We start from the raw sequence: 26,392 nt of genomic DNA on the forward strand, positions 1-26,392 counted from the left end.
GCGATGATCCGGAGCGCGATAACGACTCATCGTAAGCGCCTTCAGGCCGTGGCCCGGCGCGCACGCAAGCGCGAAGCGCCTCGATCGCAGAATTCCTCACCACATCCGGTCGGGGACGGACCGGCCATGAGGTGGGCGGACCGGGCGGACCGAGCCCGGCTGGGGAGACCAGTATGGGTTCGCAAGGCACATCGCCGGCAATCCCATCGCAGACGCCTTGCAATCCTCCCAGGATCGGTAGCTGCAGTAAATCCGGTTGCTGCCGCCCCACTCCCATTGCTGGAGGCACACGGGATAATTGGGGTCCAAGGGTTCGGCTGCTGCCGGTGCCAACACGGCCGTAACCCCGGCAATCATCGATGTCGCGGCGGCCACACTCAACATCTGCCGCCAGTTGGTCGAAATGTTCATGGTCGGAAGCTCCCTTACGGCAGTCTCGAACGATCCGCCTTTTAGGTGCCAGCTCCATGACCCGCAAATAAAAACCCCGGCAGTTTCCTGCCGGGGTTCTCTGATCAACCGGAAGATTGATCTTAGAAGGTGCGCTGAGCGCGGAACAGAACCTGGAGGTTACCCTGGTCCTTCAGCTCATACGTCGCTGCCGGCTTCGCAACCGCCGAGTTCGCCGTAGCAGCACCCGCGATCGTGCCCGAGTACTTCTGGTCGAGCCAGACGTAGCTCACGTCGGTCGTGAAGGCGAGGCCCTTGACCGGGGTCCAGACCACGTTGCCGCCGACAACCGCGAGGTTGAAGTCGGGGTTACAGGTGGCCGTGGCACCCCAAACAGCGTTGAAGTTGTTGCAGATCAGGGTCTTGCCAGTGTCACCGTACTTCAGCTGAGCATAGGCGCCGTAGATGCCCGATGCCCAGTTCGGGGTCCAGTTGTGGGTGTAACCACCGCGGAAGCCCCAGGTCTTGACAGTGTCGATCCCAGTGCCGACGCCGCCGATCGTACCGTAGACGCCATCCGCGATACCAGCGAAGCCGAGGCTCTGATACGCGCCGATGCCGCTACCGCCGTACATGAACAACGTCTGCGGGAACAAGCTCTGGAAGTTGTAGTGCGAGGCACCGTCGGTATAGACGGCCTGCAAGTTGATCGAGTCACCCGCACCGGTCGGGATGTTCTTGATCGACAATGCGCCCTGAACAGCCCAGCCCCACTTGTCGGCGGGATGGTTCGTGACTTCAGTCGAGCCATAGTAGCCCGAGTGAATGTTATGCGCCGCAACCGAGAACTGGGCCAGACCCCAGGCCTGGTCGACGCGAACCGCACCGACGATGTCGGGAACGCGCGTGCCACCCCAGTCCGACACACCGTACTGGCCCTGGATGAGGGCCGCAGCCGCAACCGTCGCTGCCGGGGTCACAGTCACGACGCCCGCGCTGCTAACAGAACCGGCGGCCGCGAAGGCCGAAGCGTTCCAGAGGTTCGACTGACCGCCTGCGCCGGTCGACTGATCCTGCAAGGCCACCGAAGCGGTGATGCCCTGACCGAAATCCGCCGTGTAGGCGACCTGGTTGATACCGGTGACCCAGTTGGTGCCGCCCGGCAGGAAGTCGGGACCGCCAGCCGGATAGCTCTGCCACGGAGCGTCGAAGATCGAGACCGTGCGGCCGAAGGTGAAGCCGGCGAACTGGATGAACGCGTGGTACAGACCGAGCGAGGCCGAGCCGGTCGGAGCCGTGGTGCCGCCGCCGGAGCCGGTGACGGATGGGGTATCCCAGGAGAAGATCACGTCGGCGTAGGTGCGCACCACGCCATACTCGGTCGCCGTACGCGTATCGACGTTGAAGTCGAAACGAGCGCGGGTCGTGTAGTAGCCGCTCAAGCGATTCTTGCCGCCCGCCGGAGCGCCCTGGCCAATGCCGTAGTCGGAATTGGTGTTCGCGAGCGCGTCAGCGCGGACGTAGCCGCCGAGCTTGATGCAGGTGTCAGTGCCCGGAATGTAGTAGAATCCAGCACCGTACAGGGAGCAGATCTTCACGTACTCGACCGCCTTGGCCTTCACGGGGAGATCGGCTGCCTGAGCTCCGCCCACGGCGATCAGACCCGCCGCTGAGCCGAGCAAAAGGCTCTTAACCAACTTCATGTTAAACCTCCAAGTTGCTCTTCAGGGAAGGTCACTGACCGGACGGCCAATTCCCCAACCCCCTCTAAATCACCGCTTTCGGCCCCTTCGCGCCTTCGGACACACCCGCATGAACGCGAGGGACTTAAGCGAATGACCTAAACGGGACGACCTCGGGATGCCCCCCTCCGTCGCTCAGTCACAATTACCGAACGTCCTTGCACACACAACAAGAGAACGCTCCGAAACGGGCCGATGAAGCGTGTTTTCCAACGGGTGTTGCACAAATAACACGCAGATGTGATCAAACCGCCCTCGTAACATCTTGTTTACATTGATGTTTTTTGAGCGGTTCCAAACGTCACCAAAGTTCCCCATGTGAGGCGCCGCACGCGAGACCTGCGCGGGAACTGGCTTTGACGCAGCTCGAATCGTGGAATCAGAAGCAGACTCAATGGGCGGATCAAACGCCTCGTCGCCGCGCAATTTGATTGCAAGCAGGTGCCCTGCACTGCCTCGGGCGTCGGGGTCACACTCTCTATACGAAGGTCTCGGCCGCGGGATGGATCGGGCCGGACAGCGGCGAGCCAGGATGCAGAAGTGCCAGCCTCCGTTCCGCCTTTGAATTTCCTTGCGAATTCACCATCATGCCCTCGCCCGAGAACAAGACCGCCTTGTTTCGCAAATCACTGGGAATATTCGAGCGAAAACACACGCTTCCAAATTGACCAGCCCGAGCAAATAGATGCATAAGGCTCGCACCGGAGAGGTGGCCGAGTGGCTGAAGGCAACGCTTTGCTAAAGCGTCATACGGTCTCAAGCTGTATCGAGGGTTCGAATCCCTCCCTCTCCGCCACCCGCCGCCAGAATCCCGTAAGCAGAATCAAGATCTCCGCGCGCATTCAGCGGAAAAGCGGTGGGCGACGTCGGCACGAAAGTTCCGCGCAAGGATGAGCGCGGCGAGCCCGCGCCCGGTGTGCGCTCCTGATATATGTGGGCAGCCACCTCGATGCCGGATCGCCAGACCCGCCAATGCGAGGGCGATATCAGCACGGCCTCGTCGGCCCAGACGTTGGACCAGGCGCCGCCCTTGCGGGAGCGATCTGAATCGGCAGCCATCGTCTATTCGTCGCCTGGTTGCTCATGCTTTCGCATTCTCGGCGCGGCGTGACGGAGGAACTTACTTCAGCGCAACTGGGCCCGCAGCGTGCGAATGAAGCGCAGGCGGCGCGGCCGTTGTTCTCCCCGGCAAAGGTGACTAGAGTTTTTTGCACCATTTCGCCCGAGCACGGACCCCTACGCCGGGTCGAGAAACCCATCGCATGTCGCAACAAGGCCGCAACAAGGGAGCCTCGGCGCCCTCCTCATTCCATCCGTCAGCTATTCTGGACCAGGCAATTGCGGCGCACCGTTCGGGCAATCTGTCGGAAGCGGAACGTGCCTACGCGACCATCCTGAAGGGAAGCAGAACGCATGCCGTCGCGCTCCACATGCTGGGGCTGTTGCACGCCCAGCGCGGCCATTTCGCGGACGCCGAGCCTTTGCTGAAGAAGGCTGCACGCGTCGACCCCGGCAATCCCGACGTTCTTTTCAACTATGCCAACGTGCTGCGCGCGCTGAACAAGCCGGACGATGCGCTCGCCTGGCTTGCGAAAGTGATCGCCCTGGCTCCGAACTTCGCGGACGCGCATCTCAATCGCGGAGCGATCCTCATTGCACGGCAGCAGCTTCGCGACGCCATAGCCGAGTTTGATCGTGCCATTGCGATCGCACCGTCGAGCGCCGCGTTCGCCAACCGCGGCAGCGCGTTGCAGCAGCTTGGCCGGCTCGAGGAGGCGCGTGACAGCTATGGCCGCGCCATCGAGCTTGCACCGGGCGACCCACAGAACCATTTCGCGTTATCTGAGGTTCTTGGCCAGTTGGGGCGAGACGACGAAGCGATCGTGGCTCTGGAACGAACGGTCGCACTTGATAAGGCGTTCCCGTTTGCGCTGAGCAACCTCGTTGCTTTCAAGCGGAAGCGCGCCGACTGGAGCAGTTTCGAACGTGATCAGGCCGCCATGGACGAGGCTGTCGAGGCGGGCGTGCCGATCGACCCCTTCGCCTTCTTTCATGTCTCCTCGTCGCCTGCACGCCAACTGACCTGCGCGAAGACCTATGTCGCCAAGGTGGCCACCGACGGGGGTGCCGCCAGGCCCGGAACGCCGAGCCCGGCGTCCCGGCTCCGGGTCGCGTACATGTCGGCCGATTTTCGCAGTCATGCCACCGCGTATTTGATGGCCGGAGTCTTCGAGGCGCACGACCGCGAGCGCTTCGACGTCACCGCCATCTCCTGCGGGCCCGACGACGACAGCCAGATGCGCAACCGCCTGAAGGCCGCATTCGAACGCTTTGAAGATGTCAGCGATCTCGCCGACGAGGACGTCGCCAGGCTGATCCGCCAGCTCGAGATCGAGGTTCTCGTCGATCTCGGCGGCTTCACCGCCGGTGCGCGTCCGAACATCATTGCGCGCCGGCCGGCTCCTGTCCAGGTCAGCTATCTCGGCTTTCCCGGCACGATGGGCGCCCCCTATGTCGACTATCTCATGGCCGACCGGATCGTCATCCCCGAAGCAGAGCAGCCTCATTACGCCGAGAAGGTGATCTATCTTCCCAACAGCTACCAGGCGACCGACGCCAAGCGACCGCTTCCGTCAACTCCTCCGAGCCGCGCCCGGGTCGGACTTCCGGACGATGCGTTCGTCTATTGCGCGTTCAACAGAAGCCCCAAGATCACGCCCCCGCTGTTTGGCGTCTGGATGCGGCTGCTCGACAAGACCCCCGGAAGCGTCCTTTGGCTGCTGGACGGAGACCCGGTCGCCAGGGAGAATCTGAAGCGCGAAGCCGTTGCGCGGGGGATCGCCGCCGAGAGAATCGTGTTCGCTCCGCGCGTCCCTGCTGAGGAGCATTTGGCGCGCCACCAGGCCGCCGATCTGTTCCTGGACACATTGCCTTACAACGCCCACACCGGCGCCAGCGACGCCCTCTGGGCCGGCTTGCCGGTCCTGACGTGCCTTGGGACCACCTTTGCCGGACGCGTTGCAGCCAGTCTCCTGAACGCCGTCGGCCTTCCCGAGCAGGTAGCGCGATCGCTGGAGGAATATGAGGCCTTGGCGCTTCGGATCGCGCACGATTCCGAGCTTCGCGTCGCGCTCAGGAGCAAGCTGGCGACGCACCGGACCAGTTGGCCGCTTTTCGATACTGTCCGCATGACGCGGGATATCGAAAAGGCGTTCGACGAAATCTGGCGCAGGCACTGTGCCGGCGAAGCGCCGGCCTCGTTTGCCGTGCAAGCCGCGACCTGAGGCCGCCTCGGCGCGATGGGCGCCGGCCGGTCAAGGTCCGGTTCCGCTCAGTGCGCACCCACCCAGGCCCTCGCCTCGCGTTGCGCGACCGAGATCTCGGCGTCCGACATCTGCCCGGCGACTTCCTGGCGCAGCGCCACGGCGTCCTTGCGGCCCTTCAGCGCGGCGAGGTTGAACCATTTGTGTGCGGCGACGAGATCGACGATGCCGGAGCGACCGCTCGCCCAATAGATCCCGCGCTCGAACAGCACGTCCGACAGCGCGCTCGCATCGACCGGTGTTGCCGTCTCCAGATCGAAAGTACCCTGAAACATCACGCATCCCCTTTGTTCTTGTGCCGCCTCGTCCCCCGAGCGCGGCTCCCGTCCAACTCTGATGTGCTTGACCCTTCCCGGGATCGTGCACTGTTCAACTCTTCCCCATCGCCGTTTGCCGGCTTGTTGGGGGCGATGATGGCGGGCAAATTTGAATGGCAGTTTAAGTATCGCGATGAAGCAGACGTAAACGCGAGCGCGCCGCCCGTGCGGGCAAGATTCAAGAAGTCCCTGATTTACAGGCACTTCTGTCATTCGTCAGATTCGGTTTACCCTGCGATTTCAGGACATCGATAACCATCGCGCGCGGTGGCGCAGGTCATGTGGCTGCTTCCCTTCAACGGTCGTCACCTGCGACCTCGGCTACGCCAAGGCACCCGCGCAGGGAGAAACGGCGCGCAATCACGCCGCAGCCCGCCTTGCCTCTCCAAGCAAAACGATCAGGCCAGCATGACAGAACCGGCGCGGACGCGACGCGGTCAGATCAGCAATGTCGGGGGGAAAGGAATGCCGGCAATGCCCCGGCTTCAAGGGAACGAGGGCGTCGGCGAACACGTCAGGACCAGATTCCACTTTGGCCCGAAGGCCGCTCGTGAAATTGCGGAGCCCGTTTGAGGAGAACCGCACCGAACGAAGAAAACTCGTTTCTTCTGCCGGACCGCGAAAGAGAACGGTCCGACCGTTGACCTGATGTCTCGCCGACACCCTCTATCGTCGACCAGAACCTCAAGGAGGCGCTGATGACGTGCCGGCTATCTGGAGCCGGCAACTTCAGAAGCGAAGTTACTTCTTCTTCTTCGCGACCTTGCGGGTCTTCTTCGCAGTCTTCTTCACTGCGCTCTTCGCCTTCTTCGCCTTCTTCGCTTTCTTGGCCATGTTGCCCTCCGATGTGTGAGATGGCTTTAATCGCTGCATGCATTCGGGGATCGAGTGCACACTCATTCCGAATACACCAACACGACAAAAAAAACATCTTCTGACTTAAGGAAGTGTTGACGGCGCAGTGCGCGTGCGCCAGCCGCGCCTGATTTGCCGACACGCAGAGACACGCGTCCGCGATCGCAAACGCTTCTCGCAACATCGACGTCGGCAAGCACCGCGATTGCAAGAAAACCCTATGCAGCAAGCAAGATTCTGCGCACGCACATCACACGTGATCGATGCGACGACGCGCGCTGCGCCGCGCGCGATCACACCGCGAGGGCGAGTCGCGGACTCTGAGTCGCGAATTTTGGCAACGAAATTATTTTCATGCTTAACGGCGGAAGCGCTCGTCAGAGCCTGCGCAAGTCGCCGTTTTGCGCGAATCGCGCAGGCCGCGATTCGGTGCGCCGCGCGCCCCTGAGCAGATGATGATGCCGTCGATGATGCGCGCGAGCGCCGTACCGAGGAACGAAAACGAGGCGACGAACTTATCCGTCACCTCGTTCGAATGCGAAAGACTCAGACGCCGAGCTTGGACTTGAGCAGGTCGTTGACGCTCTGCGGGTTGGCCTTGCCGCCGGACGCCTTCATCACCTGGCCGACGAACCAGCCAAGCGATTGCGGCTTGTCCTTCACCTGCGCCGCCTTGTCCGGATTGGCCGCGATGATGTCGTCGACCACCTTTTCGATCGCCGAAAGATCCGTGACCTGCTTCATGCCGCGGCTTTCGACCAGCGCGCGGGGATCGCCGCCCTCCTGCCAGACGATCTCGAACAGATCCTTGGCGATCTTGCCCGAGATCGTGCCCTCGCCGATCAGGTCGATGATCGCAGCCAGCTGCGCGGCATCGACGGGCGAGGCCGTAATGTCCCGGCCTTCCTTGTTGAGACGGCCGAACAGCTCGTTGATCACCCAGTTCGCGGCCATCTTGCCGTCGCGGGCGCGGCTCGCCAGCTTGTCGAGCACCGTCTCGTAGAACAGCGCGCTCTCGCGCTCGGCGACCAGCACGCTCGCATCATAGGCCGAGAGGCCGAAATCGGCGACGAAGCGCGCTTTCTTCTGGTCCGGCAGCTCCGGCAGCTTCGCCTTCAGCGCGTCGACGAAGTCCTGGCTGAACTCCAGCGGCAACAGGTCGGGGTCGGGGAAGTAGCGATAGTCGTGCGCCTCTTCCTTCGACCGCATCGAGCGCGTCTCGCCCTTGTTGGGATCGAACCGGCGCGTCTCCTGCTCGATCTCGCCTCCGTCCTCGAGGATCTCGATCTGGCGCCGGGCTTCGTACTCGATCGCCTGGCCGATGAAGGCGATCGAGTTCATGTTCTTGATCTCGCAGCGAGTGCCGAGCGGCGCGCCAGGCCTGCGCACGGAGACGTTGACGTCGGCGCGCAAGGATCCCTTCTCCATGTCGCCGTCGCAGGTGCCGAGGTAGCGCATGATCGAGCGCAGCTTGGTCACATAGGCCTTGGCCTGCTCGGCGTCGCGGATGTCAGGCTTGGAGACGATCTCCATCAGCGCCACGCCGGAGCGGTTGAAATCGATGTAGGAGAGCGACGGCGACCGGTCGTGCAGCATCTTGCCGGGATCCTGCTCCAGATGCAGCCGCTCGATCCCGATGGTGGCCGTCTTGCCGCCGTCGAGATCGATGATCACCTCACCCTCGCCGACGACGGGCGATTGGTACTGGCTGATCTGGTAGCCCTGCGGCAGGTCCGGATAGAAATAGTTCTTGCGGTCGAACACCGAGCGCAGGTTGATCTTCGCGTTGAGGCCAAGCCCGGTCCGGACAGCCTGCCTGACGCATTCCTCGTTGATGACGGGGAGCATGCCCGGCATCGCGACGTCGACCAGCGAGACGTGGCTGTTCGGCTCGCCGCCGAACGCGGTGGACGCACCCGAGAATAGTTTCGCATTGGAGGTCACCTGGGCGTGGATCTCCATGCCGATGACAACCTCCCAGTCACCAGTTGAGCCCTTGAGAAGCTTGTGCGTGGCCGTGCTCATGTCCTGCTCCCGAGCAGCGTGGCAGCGATCCGCTCCCACTCCGCTTCCAATGAATCCTTTGCCGCGACCTGGCCGGCCTGGCGGTACCAATAGCCGGCATTGCCGAGATCGCCTTCGACACGGTGCAAATAGGCATGCACCCAGGCGGCCTCGCGGTTGCTCTCGTCCTGAACGATTCCATGCGCGCGGTCCCAGTCGCCCTTCGCCGCCCACCAGAGGCCGGCGAGCGGCGCGCTCAGGTCCGGCGCGGGCGCCGCGCCACTGATGCTCGCGATGAAATCGGCGACATTCACCACCACCTCGCGGGCGTGAAGCGGCCGGCGGCCTGCTCGATCACCTCGCCGAGCGAGAACAGCGTCTCCTCGTCGAACGGGCGGCCGATCAATTGCAGGCCGAGCGGCAGGCCCTGCGCGTCCTTGCCGGCGGGCACGGCGATGCCCGGAAGGCCCGCCATGTTTACCGTCACCGTGAAGATGTCATTGAGATACATCTCGACCGGATCGGCGCCGCCCTTCTCGCCGATACCGAAGGCCGCCGACGGCGTCGCCGGGGTGAGGATGGCGTCGACGCCCTTGGCGAAGCAATCCTCGAAGTCCTTCTTGATCAGCGTGCGCACCTTCTGGGCGCGCAGATAATAGGCGTCGTAATAGCCGGCCGAGAGCACATAGGTGCCGATCATGACGCGGCGGCGCACCTCTGCGCCAAAGCCTTCGGCGCGGGTGTTCTCGTAGAGCTCGATGATGGTCTTGCCCTGCTCGCGCAGGCCGTAGCGGACGCCGTCATAGCGCGCGAGATTCGACGAGGCCTCCGCCGGCGCCACGATGTAATAGGCCGGCAGCGCGTATTTGGTGTGCGGCAGCGACACCTCGACCAGCTCGGCGCCCGCCGCCTTCAGCAACGCCGCGCCCTCGCTCCAGAGTTTTTCGATCTCGGCCGGCATGCCGTCGAGACGATATTCCCTGGGGATGCCGATCTTCATGCCCTTCACGGATTTGCCGATCGCCGCCTCGTAATCCGGCACGGGGATATCGACCGAGGTCGTGTCCTTCGGATCGTGCCCGGCCATCGAGCGCAGCAGCATCGCGGCATCGCGCACGCTGCGGGCGATCGGGCCAGCCTGATCGAGCGAGGAGGCAAAGGCGACGATGCCCCAGCGCGAGCAGCGGCCATAGGTCGGCTTGATGCCGACGGTGGCGGTGAACGCCGCCGGCTGGCGGATCGAACCGCCGGTGTCGGTCGCGGTCGCGCCCATGCACAGCAGCGCCGCCACGGCCGAGGCCGAGCCGCCGGACGAGCCGCCCGGCACCAAGGTGGTGTTGCTGCCCTCGCGCCGCCAGGGATTGCCGACCGGGCCGAAGCACGAGGTCTCGTTGGCCGAGCCCATCGCGAACTCGTCATTGTTGAGCTTGCCGAGCATCACCGCGCCGTCGCGCCAGAGCTGCGAGGTGACGGTGGACTCGTAGGTGGGCACGAAATTGCCGAGGATCTTCGAGCAGGCCGTGGTGCGCACGCCCTTGGTCGCGAACAGGTCCTTGATGCCGAGCGGGATGCCGGCGAGCGGGCCGCCCTCACCCTTGGCGATCTTCGCGTCCACGGCCTTGGCCATGTCGCGCGCGCGATCGGGCGTCTCCATCACGAAGGCGTTGAGCACGCGCGCGGCTTCGATCGCGGAAAGATGCGCGTCGGTCAGCTCCAGCGACGTGAACGTTTTTGCCGCGAGACCCTTGCGGGCCTCGGCGAGCGTCAGCGATGTCAAATCGGTCATTTATTGATCGGGCTGCAGAAGAACGGAGACAGGGTCTTGTCGTTGGCCGGGTCGTCTTGCATGACGTTTTTCTTGGCGGCGGCTTTCGCAGCCGCCTCGATCTCGTCGAGCACGGCATTGACGGCGACGTTGGGATCGGCAGCCTTGCCCTGCCGCTCCATCTTGTCGAGGTAATTCATGTAGGCCTGATAGGCCTTCTCATCGTCGCAAAGCAGGCACATCGGACCTAACCTGTTTATTCAACGACCTTCGGCACCAAGAAGAAGTGACCTTCGGTCGCGGGCGCGTTGGCCACGATATCGTCGGCGATCCCGCCGTCATCGACCACGTCCTGCCGCTTCTTCATCTGCATTGGGGTGACCGAGGTCATCGGCTCCACGCCCTCGACATTGACCTCCGAGAGCTGCTCGACGAAGGCGAGCATGGCGTTGAGCTCGCCCTGCAGATGCGGAACCTCGTCCTCGGAAACCGCAATGCGCGCCAGATGCGCGATGCGGCGGACGGTAGCGGCGTCGACGGACATTATATAAGGCCTCTTACGGCAAAACCCAGCACGGTAAACCTGAGTGCCGTATAGCAGAGGCCGGTTTTGCGCCGCAACCGGCGCTTCCCCCTATCCGGCGAGGGCCTTCATGCGCCCCAGCGCCAATCTGGCGAGATCCCGGGTCAATTCGGCGGCGGGGAGCTCTCGGCCGAGCGCAACGGCCTGTCCCGCCCAGAGATTGGTGAAATCGACCCTGCCCTGCTTTTCGGCAGCCGCCTTCAGCGGCCCCAGCGCCGTCGCGGCGTGGGGAAACGGCGGCGCATCCGGCGAGATCGGGCCGGCCTCGCGCATCAGCCGGTTCTGCACCCCGCGCGCCGGCCGGCCGGTCATGACATTGGTGATGACGGTGGAATCATCCCGCGCATCAGTGAGCGCCTTGCGGCCGCCTGCGCTGACCTTGGATTCCGGGCAGCGCAGATAGGCGCTGCCGATCTGCACGCCCGAGGCGCCGAGCGCCAAGGCTGCGGCAATGCCGCGCCCGTCGGCGATGCCGCCCGCTGCGATCACCGGCACCTTCACGGCATCGGCGACCTGCGGCACCAGAGCGAAGGTGCCGGGCTGCTCGGCGATCCTGTCGGTCAGGAACATGCCGCGATGGCCGCCCGCCTCGGCACCTTGCGCGATCACGGCGTCGACGCCGTGGTCTTCCAGCCAGACCGCCTCCTCCACCGTCGTGGCGGACGAGAGGACGAGGCAGCCCGCCGCCTTGACGCGCCTCAGCAGCGCTTGCTCCGGCAGGCCGAAATGGAAGCTGACGACCTCCGGCTTCAGCTCCTCGACGACCTCGCAGAACGTTGCATCGAACGGCGCGCGGTTCGCAGCCGCGATCGGCGCTGCGGGATCAAGACCATACTCGGCGTAGTACCCTGAGAGCCGCTGCTTCCAGCGCGCCTCAGCTTCGCGCGTCAGCTCGACCGGCGTGTGGCAGAAGAAGTTCACATTGACCGGCGCCTTGACGCGCTGGCGGATCAGGCCGACCTGCTCGCGCACCTTCTCCGGCGAGATCATCGCACACGGCAGCGACCCCAGCGCCCCGCCTTGCGCGGCCGCGATCACCAGCTCCGCATCCATCGCGCCCGCCATCGGCGCCTGCACGATCGGGAGTTCGGTCTTGAACAGGTCGATCAGTCGACGGTCAGGCCACATGGTTGTTTCTCTCTTTCTTGCCCTCCCCTGGAGGGGGAGGGTCGGTTCGCATGTAGCGAAGCGAAATGCGAAGCGGGGTGGGGTGATCTCTCAACACGGGCACCGCCTCAATGGAGAGACTATCACCCGACCCCGCTCGCGCTTCGCGCGATCGATCCTCCCGTTCCAGGGGAGGGTAAGAAGTCTACGCTGCCGCCACCGAGTTTCTCCGCCCGGCGAGCAACTGCTCCGCCTCCGCCGCAATCCGCTCGACGATCTCGGCCGCCGGTGGGATATCATGGATCAGCCCAACCGCCTCTCCCGCGATCACGGCGGCGACGTCGAAATTGCCCGACGCCCTGGCGGCCGCATACTCGGCCGCGACTGCGGCGACATTCTGCATCAGCTCGACCTCACGGCCGATCCAGCGCCTGGCATGATCGTTGACAAGGCACCGTCCCGTGAACGGCGCCGGCCAGACATTGTTGCGGGAGAGATCGAAGATGATGCCGCGCACGGTCGAACCGGAGCTCGCCGCGCAGATGCGTCGCTTGGCCTCCTCGGCACCGTCGGCCTCCTGGCTGGCATAGAAGCGCGTGCCGAGCAGCACGCCGCTCGCGCCCAGCATCATCATGGCAGCGAGGCCGCGCCCATCCGCGAGGCCGCCGGCCGCCACCACGGGAACGCGCCCCGCGGCGAGATCGACGATGGCCGGCACGAGATCGACGGTGGTGCGCGAAGCGCCATGACCGCCCGCCTCCGTTCCTTGCGCGATCAGGATGTCGGCACCGGCATCGAGCGCCTGCCGCGCCATCGCTTCGTCCTGCACCTGGCAGATCAGGCGCGCGCCGGCAGACTTGATCTTGGGCGCGAACGGCGCGGGATCGCCGAACGATAACATGATCGCATCTGGTTTTGCAGCGAGCGCGAGATCGAGAAGCTCGGGCTTTCTAGCAAGGCTCCAGGTGATGAATCCGACCCCGAACGGTGCACCGAGGTCGGCAAGCTTCGCCGTCTCCTGCTCCAGCCACGCCCGCTCGCCATAGCCGCCGCCAAGAATGCCGAACCCGCCGGCGCGGCTCACCGCGGCGACCAGACGGCTGCCGGCAATGACATCCATCGGCGCCAGCAGGATCGGATGCTCGATCCCCAGCAGCGTGGTTAGCGACGTCGTCATCGGCATGGCTCCTCCCCGATCTGGACAGCGAGATTAGGCGCGACTAGCATTCTCGAAAATTGAATTGTTGCGAACGCTGCCATCTGAAAAGCGAAACGACCCATGGAACTCAGCGATATCAAGACCTTCGCCGCGGTCGCCCGCACCGGCGGCATTACCCGCGCTGCCGACGAGCTCAACACGGTGCAGTCGAACGTCACCCAGCGCGTCAAGGCGCTGGAGGCGGAGATCGGCACGCCGCTGTTCGAGCGGCACTCGCGCGGCATGACGCTGACCGGTGCCGGCAAGCGCCTCCTCCCCTATGCGCAGAAGATGGCGGCGCTGTCGCGCGAAGCCTTGCTCGCCGCGCGCGACGATGGCGAGCCGAAAGGCCCGCTCGCGATCGGCTCGATGGAGACCACGGCTGCGGTGCGGCTGCCGCCGCTGCTCGCCGATTTCCACCGCCGCTTCCCGGCCGTGCGCCTGTCCTTGCGCACCGCGCCGACCGCCGAGCTCGTCGCCCTCGTGCTCGACGGCACGCTCGACGGCGCCTTCGTCGCAGGACCGATCACGCATGACGACCTCACCGCGACGAGCGCGTTCCGCGAAGAGCTGGTGTTGGTGAGCGCGCGGCGCTGGGCTTCGCTCGCCGAGCTGCGCGCCGGCACACCGGAGTCGGGCCCGACCGCGCTGGTGTTCCGCACCGGCTGCACCTATCGCCAGCGGCTCGAACAGATCTTCGTCGAATTCGGCTGGCCGTCGGCGGCGCGCTTCGAGCTCGGTACCCTCGACGGCATGATCGGCTGCGTCGCCGCCGACATGGGCGTGACGCTGCTGCCGCGCACCGTCGTGGAACGCAGCGCGATGAGCGACGCGGTCGCCATGCATACGCTGGGCCCGTCACATGCACGTGTCGAGACAGTCTTCATCCAGCGCCGCGCTGGGCATCAATATAGCGCGTTGAGCGGCTTTGCCGCCTGCCTGAAGAAGGACGAGGACGTCATCGCAGCCTGATCGACCACCGCCGCAGCGCAACCAGCGCCCAGATCGCCTCGACGAGGCCGAACGGCCAGGCGCCTTGCAGGAAGCCATAGGCCGAGCCGAGCGCGCAGGACGCGGCGAACAGCAGCACGAACCAGTGGCTGCGATCCTCCAGGGCATAGCAGACCAGCATCGCCGTCACGGCAAACAGGCCGAATAGTGTCAGTGCATCCATGGTTACCAGTTCACCCCGCAGCGCGACGCGTGATATGCGCTAAATCCATGCCGGCTCCTATCCTGCCTCTCATCGATGCTGCAACCCATTGGCCCGCGCGCGGCGCGCTGGTCGGGCTCGACCTGGGCACCAAGACCATCGGCGTCGCCGTCTCCGACCCGGACCGGCGGCTGGCGACCGGCGTCGAAACGATCCAGCGCAAGCAGTTTAAGCAGGACGCCGCCAGGCTGCTCGCGATCGCCACCGAACGCAAGGTGGTCGGCTTCGTGCTCGGCCTGCCCATCAACATGGACGGCAGCGAGGGCCCGCGCGCACAATCGACCCGCGCCTTCGCGCGCAATCTGGCCGGACTGACGGCGCTGCCCATCGGCCTCTGGGACGAGCGCCTCTCGACCGCGGCGGTCGAACGCGAGCTGATCGGCATGGACGTCAGCCGCGCCAAGCGCGCCGAGGTGATCGACGAGCATGCCGCGATCTTCATCCTGCAAGGCGCGCTCGATCGCCTGGCAAACCTGCGCAAGGGACCCGGCTGATCCCATGGCCGTCGTCGTCGCGGCGCTGCTGCCGGTCTTCATCCTCATCGTGCTCGGCGTCGTGCTGAAGCGCAGCCTGATGCGGCTCGACACGCAATGGCACGGGCTGGAGCGGCTGACCTATTTCGTGCTGTTTCCGATGCTGCTGATCCAGACGCTGGTGAAGGCGGACCTCACGAAAGTTCCGGTTGCCGGCGTCGGCGGCGCGCTGCTGCTGTCGGCGCTGGCGATGTCGCTGCTCTGCCTCGCATTGCGTCCGGCCCTGTCCCGGCTCGGCATCGACGGCCCCGCCTTCACGTCGATCTTCCAGGGCGCGACGCGCTGGCAGACCTATGTCGCCCTCTCCGTCTCCGCCAACATGTTCGGCGATGTCGGGCTGGCGCTGGCGTCGGTAGCGATGGTCGCGATCATTCCGCTGGTCAACGTGTTCAGCGTCGCGGTGCTGGCGCACTATGCCGCGCCCGAAAAGCAGTCGGTGCGCGCCATCGTCATGACGGTGATCCGCAATCCGCTGATCTGGGCCTGCGCCATCGGCCTCGTCATCAATGTCGTCCATCTGCCGCTGCCAAGACTCTGGCACGAGGTGGCGGACGCGCTCGGCCGCTCCTCGCTCGCCATCGGCCTGCTCGTCACCGGCGCGGGATTGCAGCTCGCGGGTCTGCTGCGTCCGAGCATCGCCGCAACCATCGGCGTGGCGTTCAAGCTGGTCCTGATGCCCGTGCTCGCACTGGTGCTGGCCGCCTGGTTCGGCCTGTCGGGCAACAGCCTTGCGATCGTCGCGATCTGCGCGGCGGTGCCGACCTCGCCCAGCGCCTATGTGCTGGCCCGCCAGATGGGCGGCGACGCGCCGCTGCTCGCACAGATCATCACGCTGCAGACGATTTTGGCAGCGATCACGATGCCGATCGCGATCGCGCTGGTGGCTTAGCTCGTCATTACGAGCGCAACTCTCTCCGCCGTCATTGCGAGCGCAGCGAAGCAATCCAGAATCCCTCCGCGGAGACACTCTGGATTGCTTCGTCGCAAGGGCTCCTCGCAATGACGAAGTGTGAAGGCTCTAGCTCCCCAGCCACATCGTCAGCACCACCGCGGTGAGGTTGTTCAGCGCGTGCAGCGCGATCGTGAGCCACAGCGAATTGGTGCGGTAGCGCATGTAGCCGAACCACAGGCCGATGCAGAAGACCTCCGCCAGGAAGTACAAGTCGTATTGCAGGTGCACGATCGTCCACACCAGCGAGGACAGCAGGACGGCGCCGGGCGCGCGCAGGAAGCTTTCCGACCAGCCGCGATAGAGGAAGCCCCGCGCCAGCACCTCTTCCGACATCGGCGCCGCCACCGCGAAGGCAGCCAGCAGCAGCAGCGCCGCGCCCTTGTCGCGGCCCGATTTCAACAGATCGGTCATGAAGCCGGGCGTCGCCTCGCGGCCCAGTGCGCGGGACATCGTCTCCCAGACCAGCACGATCAGGATGAGGCCGACGATGCCGAGCAGCAGCTGCTTCCAGGACGGCCAATGCAGCGCGAGATAATCGACGAAGGACGCCTTCTTGATGCGAATGGCGAGCCAGACCGCAAGCAGCGTCGCCGGCAGCCCCATGATGACCGAGAGCGCGAGCGTCTGGGGTTCACGGCCGACGAGCTGAAGCGAGGCGAGGTCCATGGGAAGGCCGCGCAGCGCCGCCAGCACAATTACGGCACCGATCTGCCCGACGAACATCGCGACGAAGATGAAGAGGCCCCACAGCGCCGTGCCCCAGAACTTCCAGACGCGCGGCGTCGTCGGCGTCTCGGTCAGCGGCGGATGATCGGGATTGAGGGAGTCCATCAGGAGGCTTTCTTTGGGAGAGTTACGGCAACGCCCGATCCAACAGCGCGCGCATGTCGGCGCCGTCGAGTTCGACCGCGCCGTACATGCTGGCATGGTTCGTCGCGAGGCGCGTCGCGGCGAACAATTCCGCATGCTGCAGCGACACGCCATTGAGCGCAGCCGCCGCAGCCAGCAGCGCCAGCTTCTCGACTGCAAGCCGCGCCACGCGCTCGCCGTCGGCGCGCCGAAACGTCTTGCCGATGAAGCTGACCGCCTCGCCCGCCCCCGGCAAGCCCTTGGTCTCGGCCGCCAGCGCCTGCAGCACCGCCGTCGCCGCCTCGCCTTCACGCGAGAGCGCGCGAAGCACGTCGAGGCACATCACGTTGCCCGAGCCCTCCCAGATCGCGTTGACCGGCGACTCCCGATAATGGCGCGCCAGAATGCCGTCCTCGACATAGCCGTTGCCGCCGAGGCACTCCATCGCCTCAAACAGGAATGGCGGCGCGCTCTTGCAGGTCCAGTATTTGATCGCGGGCGTGAGCAGCCGCATATAGGCCGCCTCCGCCGCCTCATGAGGCGTCCGGTCGAAGGCGCGGCAGAGCCGCATCACCAGCGCCGTGCTCGCCTCCACATGCAGCGCCATGTCCGACAGCACGGCCTGCATCAATGGCTGATCGGCCAGATGCTTCTGGAACACGCTGCGGTGCCGGGCGTGGTGCAGCGCATGCGCAAGCCCCGAGCGCATCAGCCCGACGGAGGCGATTGCACAATCCTGCCGCGTCATCTGCACCATCTTGATGATGGTGCGGATACCCTTGCCCTCCTCGCCGACCCGTTCGGCGTAGGCGCCTGTGAACTCGACCTCGGACGAGGCATTGGAGCGGTTGCCGAGCTTGTCCTTCAGCCGCTGGAACTGGATGGCGTTGACCGAACCATCCGGCGCGAAGCGCGGCATGAAGAAACAGGTCAGCCCGCCTTCGGCCTGCGCCAGCACGAGGAACGCATCGCACATCGGCGCCGACATGAACCATTTGTGGCCGGTGATGCGATAGCCGTCCGCCTCGCGCACCGCACGCGTCATGTTGGCGCGCACGTCGGTGCCGCCCTGCTTCTCGGTCATGCCCATGCCGAGCGTCATGCCGCGCTTCTCCCACCACGGCGCAAAGCTCGGGTCGTAGCTCCTGGTCGACAGCACCGGCATCACCCGCGCGAGCAAGTCGGGCTGCATCGCCAGCGCACCGACGGAGGCGCGCGTCATCGTGATCGGACAGAGGTGGCCGGTCTCGACTTGCGCAGCCATGTAGAACTTTGCGGCGCGAATGACCTCGGCGCCATCGCCCGCCGGCTTGCCATCCCCAGTCCAGGTGGAATTGTGCACGCCGGCATGCGCACTGTGCGCCATCAGCTCGTGATAGGCGGGATGAAACTCGACCTGGTCGCGGCGATTGCCTTTGGCATCGAAGCTGCGCAGCTTCGGCGTGTTCTCGTTCGCGATGCGCCCGCGATCGGCCATCGCCGCCGAGCCCCAATGCCGGCCGAACTCCGACAGTTCCCGCTCCGCCGAAGCGCCGCCATTGGCCTTGACTGCCTCGACCAGCGGCCGGTCCACGGCGAAAAGATCGACGTCCTCGAACGGCGGCGACTGGTTGAAGACCTCGTGTGTGGCAAATGCGGGCTGGATCATCTTCTCGTCCTCGGCGCGGAATCAGTTCCGCCGCGGCTGGATCGGGAAATCATAGGCCGCCCCGCCCGCCCCCGGCAGGGAAAAATGCCACCACTCCTTCGAATAGTTCACAAAGCCTTGCCTGGCCATCGCAGCCACCAGCCGCCTGCGCCAGGCACGCTGCTCCGGACTGATCGAGGTCGCGGCGGTATGGCCCTTCGCGTCGGTACAGTCGTAGCCTGTGCCCATGTCGACGCTGCCCTCCGGCGCCCGCGCCTCGACCGGCGCCGTGCAATCGGCATAGGTCTTGGCTGGATCATATTTGGCGGAATTGTCGGCCTTGAGATCGACCAGCGTGAGATCGAGCGCCGCACCGGTCGAATGCTGCGAGCGGCTCGCGATGTAGCCGAGTCGGAACAGCTCGGTCTTCGGGATGTTCGGATTGTAGCGCCGCTCCGCAGCGCTCTCGCGGCCGTTCTGCGACCACTTCACCATGTCGAGCGAGGCACGCGCCGGCCGGTAGCAGTCGAACATCTTGAGCGAGAGATTTTGCGCCGACAGCTCCTGCTGCACCGCCTTAAGCCGCAGCCCCACCTCGCGCTTCACCACGCATTCGCCGGCATCGTAGCCGGCGAGCGGACGGCCGACGAAATTGTTCGACGTGGCGTAACGGATGTCCTGGATGATGGTCGGATCGATGTCGCGCAGATAGACGAAGTCGCCGGGCAAGGTCTGCGCCCTCGCAGGGGCGAGGAACGAGAGTGCAAGCAGCGCGACAAGCGCTGCGATCCCGCCCCTTACAATCATTGCACCGGATCCGAATTGACCAGAAGCTTCGTGATCGCGGTGTCCGGATATTTGTTGCCGGCCCAGACGTCGTCGATGATGAACTGCATCCAATAGGCCGACACCGGCGTCCGCAATGTCAGCAATTGCGCCGACAGCTCATCGTTGAGGATGAATATCCGCGACTCGCCGCCCGAGAACAGCACGCGGAGCTGGCGGACCCTGTTGTTCTTGGCGAAGATGTCGGGGGTCTTCTGGTAGCCGTTCTGCACGTGGATCGATTTGACCCGCCGCAGGGCTTCGAACTCGATGGTGATCCATTCGCCGATGCCGTTGCCCGAGGCGCCCTCCACCCAGGCCGTCCCCGTCGAGGCGTCGAACAAATTCGCAGCGCCGTATGAATTGCCGAACTGCGGCTTCAGCATCGAGCTGACGCAATAGGTCTCGAAGCCGCTGCGAGCGCAGCTTTCGCCCGGGGCGGCCGGACGCGGCGGACGCATGGTGGCGCGCTCCGCGACGGCAGGCTTTGCCGGCGGCTTCACCAGCATGCCCGCCACTTTCGGCTCCCCGTTCGACGATCCCGCATTCCAGAGAAAGATGCGCCCGCCGAGCGTCTGGTCGTAATAGGCGGGCGTCTGCTCGTGCGGTGCCGGTTGTCCTCCGCCATCCGTCGCGGTCAGCGCCAGCGCCGCCACGCGCTCGCGGACCTCGACCGCGAGATCGCCGAGATGCAGCTCGGGCCGCTTGAGCTGCTCGACGAATATGCGCGTGAACACCGAATTGTGCGCCGTATCGTTGCTGCCGAGTTGGTCGAGCGCGGTCTGGCCGATGCCTGCGGAATAGAGCGTAAAGATCCCGCGCGCGGGCCGGGCGTCGGCGAGCCCGCGCGTGTTCCCGATCGAGCGGCCCGCGGCGCGCGGAAACGGATTGTCACGGCAGGCATCGATGACGACGAAGGCGACCCGCACCGCCTTGGCCTGAAGCTCCGCGATCACGTCGGGCTCGGCGATCGAGGCCCCGCGCACCCGCGCTTCGGCGCCCTCGTTGACGGTCGGAACGTCGCTCGGCACCAGGTAGTTCACGCCTGCGATCGCAACGCCGTGTCCGGCATAGAAAACGGCGGCGGTATCGCCCGGCTCGAGCCGCGCCGTGAAGTCGGCGAGCCGGTCGATCATGCCCTGGCGGCCGAGATTGGTCCCGAGCACGATATCGAACCCGAGCGACCTCAGCGCGTCGGCCACGGTGGTCGCGTCATTGGCGGCCTTCTTCAATTGCCGGTCGGCCGCCAGGTTCGGATAGAGATCGTTGCCGATCACGAGCGCGACGCGTTTTTCGGCCCAAGCCGGTGTCGCAAGGCCCGCCATGCACGCGGTCGCGAGCGCAGCAACATTGCGCGCCAGTCGATTAAAATACCGCGTGCCCGTCATGATCCGGCCCGTGACGCAACGAATGGCATGAGTCTAGCGCAAAGCGGCTGCCCCGAACACAGGCGGGGCTATGCCCTCCCGCCGCAAAGCGCCGTGGATAAGTCCGGCGGCGGGATTTGAAGCTTGCTCCCCCCGCCGTCCGCCCCTATAGCTCTGCTTTTAATGACATCGAAATCGACCTTCGTCCTCGGCCACCGGCATTTGCTGGGCATCGAGGGCCTTTCCGCGGCCGACATCACCGGCCTGCTCGACCTGTCCGAAGAATATGTCGAGCTCAACCGCCAGGTTGACAAGAAGCGCACCGTCCTGCGCGGACGGACGCAGGTGAACCTCTTCTTCGAGGCCTCCACCCGGACCCAGTCCTCGTTCGAGCTTGCGGGAAAGCGCCTCGGCGCCGACGTCATGAACATGTCGGTCGCCTCCTCGTCGATCAAGAAGGGCGAGACGCTGATCGACACCGCGATGACGCTCAATGCGATGCACCCGGACATCCTGGTGATGCGCCATCACGCCTCCGGCGCGGTGGAACTGCTGGCCCGCAAGGTCGACGGTTCCGTGATCAATGCCGGCGACGGCGCGCACGAGCATCCGACCCAGGCGCTGCTCGACGCGCTCACCATCCGCCGCAACAAGGGCCGGATCGAGGGGCTCGTGGTCGCGATCTGCGGCGACGTGCTGCATTCGCGCGTCGCCCGCTCCAACATCATCCTGCTCAACACCATGGGCGCCCGCGTCCGCGTCGTCGGTCCCTCCACGCTGCTGCCGCCGGGGATCGAGCGGATGGGCGTCGAGGTCGCGCGCGACATGCGCGAGGGTCTCAACGGGGCCGACATCGTCATGATGCTGCGGCTGCAGCGCGAGCGCATGAACGGCTCCTTCGTACCGTCGTCGAACGAATATTTCCACTATTTCGGACTCGACCAGAAGAAGCTCGCCTACGCCAAGCCGGACGCGCTCGTGATGCATCCCGGCCCCATGAACCGCGGCGTCGAAATCGACACCGCGGTCGCCGACGGTGCGCAATCCCTGATCCGCGAACAGGTGGAGATGGGCGTCGCCGTGCGCATGGCGGTGCTGGAAGCGCTCGCCCGTAACCTGCCGAACGCGTGATGCCGATGTTGATCGATCGCCGCCCCATCCTGCTGGCCAATGCCCGCGTCGTCGATCCCTCCAGGGATTTCGACGGTATCGGCGACGTCCTGATCGCCGACGGCAGCATCCGCGAGACCCGCCGCGGCATTGGCGCGGCCGGCGTCCCCGAGGGCACCGACATCGTCAATTGCTCCGGCAAGATCGTCGCACCCGGCCTGATCGACATGCGCGCCTTCGTCGGCGAGCCCGGCTTCAGCCACCGCGAGACCTTCGCCTCGGCGAGCCAGGCGGCCGCAACCGGCGGCATCACCACCATCATCTGCCAGCCCGACACCTCGCCGGTGATCGACAATTCGGCGACGGTCGATTTCGTGATGCGCCGCGCCCGGGACACCGCGATCGTCAACATCCAGCCGATGGCCGCCCTCACCAAGGGCATGCACGGCCAGGAGATGACCGAGTTCGGCCTGCTCAAGGCCGCGGGCGCCGTCGCCTTCAGCGATGGCGCCAGAAGCGTGACCAATGCGCAGGTGATGCGCCGCGCGCTGACCTATGCGCGCGATTTCGACGCGCTGATCGTGCATTACACCGAGGACCCCGATCTCGTCGGCGAGGGCGTGATGAACGAGGGCGAGTTCGCCTCGCGACTCGGCCTGGTGGGCATCCCGAGCGCCGCCGAAGCCGTGATGCTGGAGCGCGATCTGCGCCTCGTCGCCCTCACCGGCGGCCGCTACCACGCGGCCTCGCTGACCTGCATCGATTCTCTCGACATCCTCCAGCGCGCCCGCGACGCCGGCCTCGCCGTCAGCGCCTCGGTCTCGATCAACCATCTGGCACTGAACGAGAACGACATCGGTCCTTACCGTTCGTTCCTGAAGCTGTCGCCGCCGCTGCGCACCGAGGACGACCGCCGCGCCCTGGTGGCGGCGATCGGCTCCGGCCTGCTCGACGTCATCATGTCCGACCACAATCCGCAGGACGTCGAGGTCAAGCGCCTGCCGTTCGCGGAAGCCGCGCCCGGCGCCGTCGGACTCGAGACCATGCTGCCGGCCGGCCTGCGGCTGGTGCACAATGGCGAGATCGAGCTGAAGACGCTGATCCGCGCGATGTCGACCCGCCCGGCCGAGCTGCTCGGCCTGTCGGGCGGAACCCTGCGCGCCGGCAGCCCTGCGGATGTCATCGTGATCGACCCCGACGTCCCCTGGGTGGTCGATCCCGCCGATCTCAAGTCGCCCTGCAAGAACACCCCGTTCGACGAGGCTCGCTTTACAGGCCGAGTGGTGCGCACCATTGTCGGCGGACGAACGGTGTATGAACATGTCTGAGCTGCGGATTCGTTCGACGCGGCGGATGGGCCTTTGGAGATGCCGCCATGGGGCTTGAAGCGTTTCTGCCGGTGGCTTTCGTCATCGGCTATCTCCTCGGCTCGATTCCGTTCGGGCTGATCCTGACCAGGCTCGCGGGCACCCAGGATATCCGCTCGATCGGCTCCGGCAGCATCGGCGCCACCAATGTGCTGCGCACCGGACGCAAGAGCCTTGCGGCGGGCACCCTGCTGTTCGACGCGCTCAAGGGTACCGTCGCCGTGATGATCGCCGGCACCATCGCAGGCCCCAATGCCGCGATGGTGGCCGGCCTCGGCGCGTTCCTCGGTCACCTCTTCCCGGTCTGGCTGAAGTTCAGGGGCGGCAAGGGCGTCGCGGTCTATATCGGCATCCTGCTCGGGCTGTTCTGGCCGAGCGCCGTGGTGTTCTGCCTGCTCTGGCTGGCCACCGCCTTCACCACCCGCTATTCCTCGCTCTCGGCGCTGGTGGCGGCATTCATCACGCCGATGTTCCTGTGGTGGTTCGGTCATCTCGCATTGTCGGCACTCGCTGCCGTGCTGACCCTGCTGTTGTTCTACGCGCATCGCGAGAACATCAAGCGTCTGCAAGCCGGCAAGGAAAGCCGGATCGGCGAGAAAGCCTAGAGCGTTTCCGAGCGAAGTGGATGCCGGTTCGCGTCAAGGAAACGCGTCAAACAAGAATCTGAAGTCGGAAAAAGTACGGATACCGCCGCAACCCTTCCGCATTATATGCCAAATCCTGTTCGCAATTGTCCTGCGAGTCACGACAGGCTGTAGCGAACGGGTTCCATGCCTGTCATCCTGACACGGGAAACGGCGTTAGGCGGTTGCTCAGAATGAGCGAGAAGATTGTCGGCGCGAATGACGGGATCGGTTCGTTCGGTGCTTCCGGCACTGCAGCAAGCCGGCTGCTCTCGGCGACCAATATCTGGTCCGACGCGCCGCCGCGCGCGCCTGCCCCTGCTGCACGGCCCGCGCCGCGGCCGGAGCCCGTAGTCAAGCCTGACGCTCCGCTCGATGTTGTCGTCACCAAGGCTGCACCGATCGCGCCAGCGCGGGCGCGTTCCGAGCAATGGCCGCAGCGAAGACTTTCGCTGGCGCTGCAGGGCGGCGGCACCTTTGCCGCCTTCACCTGGGGCGTGCTGGAGCGGCTGCTCGAAGAGACTGATATCGAGATCGACACCATCAGCGGCGCGAGCGCCGGCGCCATCAATGCGCTGCTGCTCGCTTGCGGCCTGGCCGAAGGCGGCCGCGAAGGCGCGAGGTCGCGGCTGAGCCGGTTCTGGGTCCGGCTGATGCACGAGGCCTCGTTCCGCTCGCTGATGCTGATCGGCGGCTTCTCGCCGGCTGGAAGTTCGGTCGCGTTCGGCCCGACCCTGCGTTCCGGCCAGTTCGATCCGTTCGACCTCGATCCGCTGCGGCAGGCGGTCTCCCGCGACATCGACTTTTCCGTCCTGCGCGACAGGCGATGCCCCAAGCTGCTGATCGCGGCAACGCGGATCCGCGACGGGCAGCAGCAGATCTTTGGAAACGACGCCATCACCGCCGATGTCGCGCTGGCCTCGACCTGCCCACCCCTCGTCCACTGCGCCGTCGAGATCGAGGGCGAAGCCTATTGGGACGGCGGCTTTGGCGGCAATCCGCCTTTGCTGCGGCTGGCGCAGGAAACAGAAACGCCTGACGTCCTGCTGGTCCAGGTCACGCCGACGCGCGACAGCTACGTGCCGATCACGCTCGCCGCGATCGACCGCCGGCTCGACCAGATCGCGGCCAACGCCGGGCTCAATGCCGAGATAGCCGCGATCGAATGGGCGCAGTCGCACATGGCCTCTCCACTGCGGCTCTCCAGGATCGCGGCTGAAGACACAGTTGACGGCCTGGCACAACGCTCGTCCACCGATCTCGGCCGCGGCTTCATTCGCCTGCTGCACCGGAGCGGCCGCGCAGCCGCCGAGCGCTGGCTCGGGCAAGGTGCGGTCGCCGGCGCAGCGCCCTCAGCGCCCGCTCAGGCCCTCGCGCCTTCCGAACCTGCGCTAGCCTGATTTCGCCAGCGCATCCTCCAGGAACCAGGCCGCCGCGAGCGCGAGCGGATCGTTGCCGAACCGCGCGATCGCCTGCACGCCGACAGGCAGGCCGCCGACCTTGAGCACCGGCACGTTGACGCAAGGATTGCCCATCAGCGTCCACAGCCGGTTGTAGCGGGGGTCGCCGGTGCTAGCGAGCTCCTTGGCCGGCGCCGTGCCCGGCGCCGAATAGGTCAGCAGCACATCGAACCCTTCGAACAGCTCGCCGAGCTCGCGGCGGCCGCGACGGCTGATGCGGCGCGCCTCGTCATAGTCTTTCGGCGTCAGCCCGACCGTCGCATCGAGACTGGCGCGCAGCATCGGCGCGATCTCGTCGTGGCGTTCCGAAAACTCCCAGGCGAGCGCGCGATGCGCCTCGTAGTCCTGGATGATCGGATGGATACGCCAGGCCTCCTGCACCGCCTCGGGCAGATCGATGGTCTGCACGCTGGCACCGGCGCGCGTCGCCGCCTTGATCGCAGCCTGCAGCCCCTCTTCGGCCGCCGGCTCCACGGCGCCCGCGAATTCTTGCCTGACCACGCCGATGCGCGGCGCCTTCGCCGGGCCGATGCCGGAGAACTCCGTTCGCCCGGTCATCGCCAAGAGACCGCGCGCAAGATCCTCCGCCCGCGCGCCGAACAAGCCGACCGTGTCGAGCGCCCATGAATAGCACTTCACGCCGACGGTCGGCAGCATCCGGAACGACGGCTTGATCGCGGCCGTCCCGCAATAGGCCGCGGGGCGGATCACCGAGCCGCCGGTCTGGGTACCCAGCGCCAGCGGGATCATGCCGGCGCCGACGGCCGCCGCCGAGCCTGAGGACGAGCCGCCGGGCGAATGCGCCGTATTGTGCGGATTGCGCGTCGGCGTCGGATCGCGCGAGGCAAATGCCGTGGTCGTTGTCTTGCCGATGATGGTGGCCCCCGCCCGCTTCAGCATCATCACGACCGGCGCATCAGCGCGCGGCTGCCAACCGCGATAGATCTCCGACCCCATCTCGGTCGGCATGTCAGCGGTGTCAATGATGTCCTTGATGCCGACCGCGATGCCGCGCAGCGGCCCCGAGGCTTGCGCCCTCGCGGAATTGTCGTGCCGGACGAAAGCCTGGACGTCCCTCTCCCTGGCCTCGATCGCCGCATGCGACTGGGCGATGGCGTCATCGGGCGAAAGCTCCCCCGCTTCGATGCGGCGCTGGAGGTCGGCGAGTGAGATCATGGCAAC

24 protein-coding genes and 1 tRNA gene are annotated in these 26,392 nt (G+C 65.6%); 9 read left to right on the forward strand and 16 right to left on the reverse strand.

Going from position 1 to position 26,392, the window contains the following annotated elements; all coding sequences use genetic code 11:
• Positions 1 to 96: 96 nt before the first annotated feature.
• Together BDOA9_RS36885 and BDOA9_RS25185 are read right to left on the reverse strand one after the other, a co-directional pair.
• Positions 97 to 411, reverse strand: coding sequence for a DUF3551 domain-containing protein (locus BDOA9_RS36885; RefSeq protein WP_082847871.1), 315 nt, complete (start codon positions 409 to 411; stop codon positions 97 to 99).
• 122 nt (positions 412 to 533) lie between these two features.
• Positions 534 to 2,093: a porin gene (locus BDOA9_RS25185; protein WP_025036731.1), complete on the reverse strand. Its 1,560-nt coding sequence runs from the start codon at positions 2,091 to 2,093 to the stop codon at positions 534 to 536.
• A 742-nt stretch (positions 2,094 to 2,835) separates the two neighbouring features.
• Here BDOA9_RS25185 and BDOA9_RS25190 point away from each other — a divergent pair.
• Both BDOA9_RS25190 and BDOA9_RS25195 read left to right on the forward strand, forming a co-directional pair.
• A tRNA-Ser gene (locus BDOA9_RS25190) sits at positions 2,836 to 2,928 on the forward strand.
• Positions 2,929 to 3,340: 412 nt separating this feature from the next.
• Positions 3,341 to 5,416, forward strand: coding sequence for an O-linked N-acetylglucosamine transferase, SPINDLY family protein (locus tag BDOA9_RS25195; RefSeq protein ID WP_152033459.1), 2,076 nt, complete (start codon positions 3,341 to 3,343; stop codon positions 5,414 to 5,416).
• A 47-nt stretch (positions 5,417 to 5,463) separates the two neighbouring features.
• Here the strand turns inward: BDOA9_RS25195 and BDOA9_RS25200 are convergent, their stop codons facing one another.
• The 8 genes from BDOA9_RS25200 to BDOA9_RS25235 all read right to left on the reverse strand — a co-directional run bounded on the left by BDOA9_RS25200 (position 5,464) and on the right by BDOA9_RS25235 (position 13,269).
• A complete protein-coding gene (locus BDOA9_RS25200; RefSeq protein WP_025036733.1) occupies positions 5,464 to 5,730 on the reverse strand; it encodes a hypothetical protein in 267 nt (88 codons plus the stop codon).
• Positions 5,731 to 7,173: 1,443 nt separating this feature from the next.
• A complete protein-coding gene (gatB, locus tag BDOA9_RS25205; protein ID WP_025036734.1) occupies positions 7,174 to 8,652 on the reverse strand; it encodes an Asp-tRNA(Asn)/Glu-tRNA(Gln) amidotransferase subunit GatB in 1,479 nt (492 codons plus the stop codon).
• Positions 8,649 to 8,951, reverse strand: a complete 303-nt coding sequence (locus BDOA9_RS25210; protein WP_025036735.1) for a hypothetical protein — start codon at positions 8,949 to 8,951, stop codon at positions 8,649 to 8,651. The genes gatB and BDOA9_RS25210 overlap by 4 nt, the downstream gene beginning before the upstream one ends.
• Positions 8,942 to 10,417: an Asp-tRNA(Asn)/Glu-tRNA(Gln) amidotransferase subunit GatA gene (gatA, locus tag BDOA9_RS25215; RefSeq protein ID WP_025036736.1), complete on the reverse strand. Its 1,476-nt coding sequence runs from the start codon at positions 10,415 to 10,417 to the stop codon at positions 8,942 to 8,944. The genes BDOA9_RS25210 and gatA overlap by 10 nt, the downstream gene beginning before the upstream one ends.
• A complete protein-coding gene (locus tag BDOA9_RS25220) occupies positions 10,414 to 10,638 on the reverse strand; it encodes a hypothetical protein (RefSeq protein WP_025036737.1) in 225 nt (74 codons plus the stop codon). The genes gatA and BDOA9_RS25220 overlap by 4 nt, the downstream gene beginning before the upstream one ends.
• A 14-nt stretch (positions 10,639 to 10,652) precedes the next feature.
• On the reverse strand, positions 10,653 to 10,940 hold the full coding sequence (gatC, locus tag BDOA9_RS25225; RefSeq protein ID WP_025036738.1) for an Asp-tRNA(Asn)/Glu-tRNA(Gln) amidotransferase subunit GatC: 288 nt from the start codon (positions 10,938 to 10,940) through the stop codon (positions 10,653 to 10,655).
• 90 nt (positions 10,941 to 11,030) lie between these two features.
• Positions 11,031 to 12,107, reverse strand: a complete 1,077-nt coding sequence (locus BDOA9_RS25230) for an NAD(P)H-dependent flavin oxidoreductase (protein WP_025036739.1) — start codon at positions 12,105 to 12,107, stop codon at positions 11,031 to 11,033.
• Between the two features lie 184 nt (positions 12,108 to 12,291).
• Positions 12,292 to 13,269: an NAD(P)H-dependent flavin oxidoreductase gene (locus tag BDOA9_RS25235; protein ID WP_025036740.1), complete on the reverse strand. Its 978-nt coding sequence runs from the start codon at positions 13,267 to 13,269 to the stop codon at positions 12,292 to 12,294.
• Positions 13,270 to 13,365: 96 nt separating this feature from the next.
• On the opposite strand from BDOA9_RS25235, the gene BDOA9_RS25240 reads away from it, so the two are divergent.
• Positions 13,366 to 14,256 carry a LysR family transcriptional regulator gene (locus BDOA9_RS25240; RefSeq protein WP_025036741.1) on the forward strand — a complete coding sequence of 297 codons (891 nt, stop codon included), beginning with the start codon at positions 13,366 to 13,368 and terminating at the stop codon, positions 14,254 to 14,256.
• On the opposite strand, the gene BDOA9_RS25245 is transcribed toward BDOA9_RS25240, so the two are convergent.
• Positions 14,243 to 14,458 (reverse strand): hypothetical protein, encoded by a 216-nt coding sequence (locus BDOA9_RS25245; RefSeq protein WP_025036742.1) that lies wholly within the window; start codon positions 14,456 to 14,458, stop codon positions 14,243 to 14,245. The two genes, BDOA9_RS25240 and BDOA9_RS25245, sit on opposite strands and share 14 nt — an antisense overlap.
• Positions 14,459 to 14,505: 47 nt before the next feature.
• Here BDOA9_RS25245 and ruvX point away from each other — a divergent pair, with 47 nt between their 5' ends.
• Positions 14,506 to 14,991: a Holliday junction resolvase RuvX gene (gene ruvX, locus BDOA9_RS25250; RefSeq protein WP_025036743.1), complete on the forward strand. Its 486-nt coding sequence runs from the start codon at positions 14,506 to 14,508 to the stop codon at positions 14,989 to 14,991.
• Between the two features lie 4 nt (positions 14,992 to 14,995).
• Complete coding sequence (locus tag BDOA9_RS25255; RefSeq protein ID WP_025036744.1) at positions 14,996 to 15,919, forward strand: AEC family transporter; 924 nt, start codon at positions 14,996 to 14,998, stop codon at positions 15,917 to 15,919.
• A 129-nt stretch (positions 15,920 to 16,048) separates the two neighbouring features.
• Here the strand turns inward: BDOA9_RS25255 and BDOA9_RS25260 are convergent, their stop codons facing one another.
• Genes BDOA9_RS25260 through BDOA9_RS25275 form a run of 4 tightly spaced genes read right to left on the reverse strand, consistent with a single transcriptional unit; the run spans position 16,049 to position 20,671 of the window.
• Positions 16,049 to 16,813: a CPBP family intramembrane glutamic endopeptidase gene (locus BDOA9_RS25260; protein WP_025036745.1), complete on the reverse strand. Its 765-nt coding sequence runs from the start codon at positions 16,811 to 16,813 to the stop codon at positions 16,049 to 16,051.
• 22 nt (positions 16,814 to 16,835) lie between these two features.
• Positions 16,836 to 18,479 (reverse strand): acyl-CoA dehydrogenase family protein, encoded by a 1,644-nt coding sequence (locus BDOA9_RS25265; protein WP_025036746.1) that lies wholly within the window; start codon positions 18,477 to 18,479, stop codon positions 16,836 to 16,838.
• Positions 18,480 to 18,500: 21 nt separating this feature from the next.
• Complete coding sequence (locus tag BDOA9_RS25270; protein ID WP_025036747.1) at positions 18,501 to 19,265, reverse strand: M15 family metallopeptidase; 765 nt, start codon at positions 19,263 to 19,265, stop codon at positions 18,501 to 18,503.
• A complete protein-coding gene (locus BDOA9_RS25275; RefSeq protein WP_082847872.1) occupies positions 19,262 to 20,671 on the reverse strand; it encodes an NADase-type glycan-binding domain-containing protein in 1,410 nt (469 codons plus the stop codon). The genes BDOA9_RS25270 and BDOA9_RS25275 overlap by 4 nt, the downstream gene beginning before the upstream one ends.
• 162 nt (positions 20,672 to 20,833) lie before the next feature.
• Between BDOA9_RS25275 and BDOA9_RS25280 the strand changes: the two genes are divergently transcribed.
• The 4 genes from BDOA9_RS25280 (at position 20,834) to BDOA9_RS25295 (ending at position 25,150) form a co-directional block, all read left to right on the forward strand.
• Entirely contained in the window at positions 20,834 to 21,781 is a 948-nt protein-coding gene (locus BDOA9_RS25280; protein WP_025036749.1) for an aspartate carbamoyltransferase catalytic subunit, read from the forward strand.
• Between the two features lie 5 nt (positions 21,782 to 21,786).
• Positions 21,787 to 23,088, forward strand: coding sequence for a dihydroorotase (locus BDOA9_RS25285; RefSeq protein WP_025036750.1), 1,302 nt, complete (start codon positions 21,787 to 21,789; stop codon positions 23,086 to 23,088).
• A gap of 47 nt (positions 23,089 to 23,135) precedes the next feature.
• Positions 23,136 to 23,732: a glycerol-3-phosphate 1-O-acyltransferase PlsY gene (plsY, locus tag BDOA9_RS25290; RefSeq protein WP_025036751.1), complete on the forward strand. Its 597-nt coding sequence runs from the start codon at positions 23,136 to 23,138 to the stop codon at positions 23,730 to 23,732.
• 212 nt (positions 23,733 to 23,944) lie between these two features.
• The gene (locus BDOA9_RS25295; RefSeq protein ID WP_025036752.1) at positions 23,945 to 25,150 is read left to right on the forward strand and encodes a patatin-like phospholipase family protein; all 1,206 of its coding nucleotides are present in this window, start codon (positions 23,945 to 23,947) and stop codon (positions 25,148 to 25,150) included.
• Here the strand turns inward: BDOA9_RS25295 and BDOA9_RS25300 are convergent.
• Positions 25,142 to 26,386: an amidase gene (locus tag BDOA9_RS25300; protein WP_025036753.1), complete on the reverse strand. Its 1,245-nt coding sequence runs from the start codon at positions 26,384 to 26,386 to the stop codon at positions 25,142 to 25,144. The two genes, BDOA9_RS25295 and BDOA9_RS25300, sit on opposite strands and share 9 nt — an antisense overlap.
• Positions 26,387 to 26,392 lie beyond the last annotated feature (6 nt).

Source organism: Bradyrhizobium sp. DOA9, assembly GCF_000617845.2.
Lineage (GTDB): Bacteria > Pseudomonadota > Alphaproteobacteria > Rhizobiales > Xanthobacteraceae > Bradyrhizobium.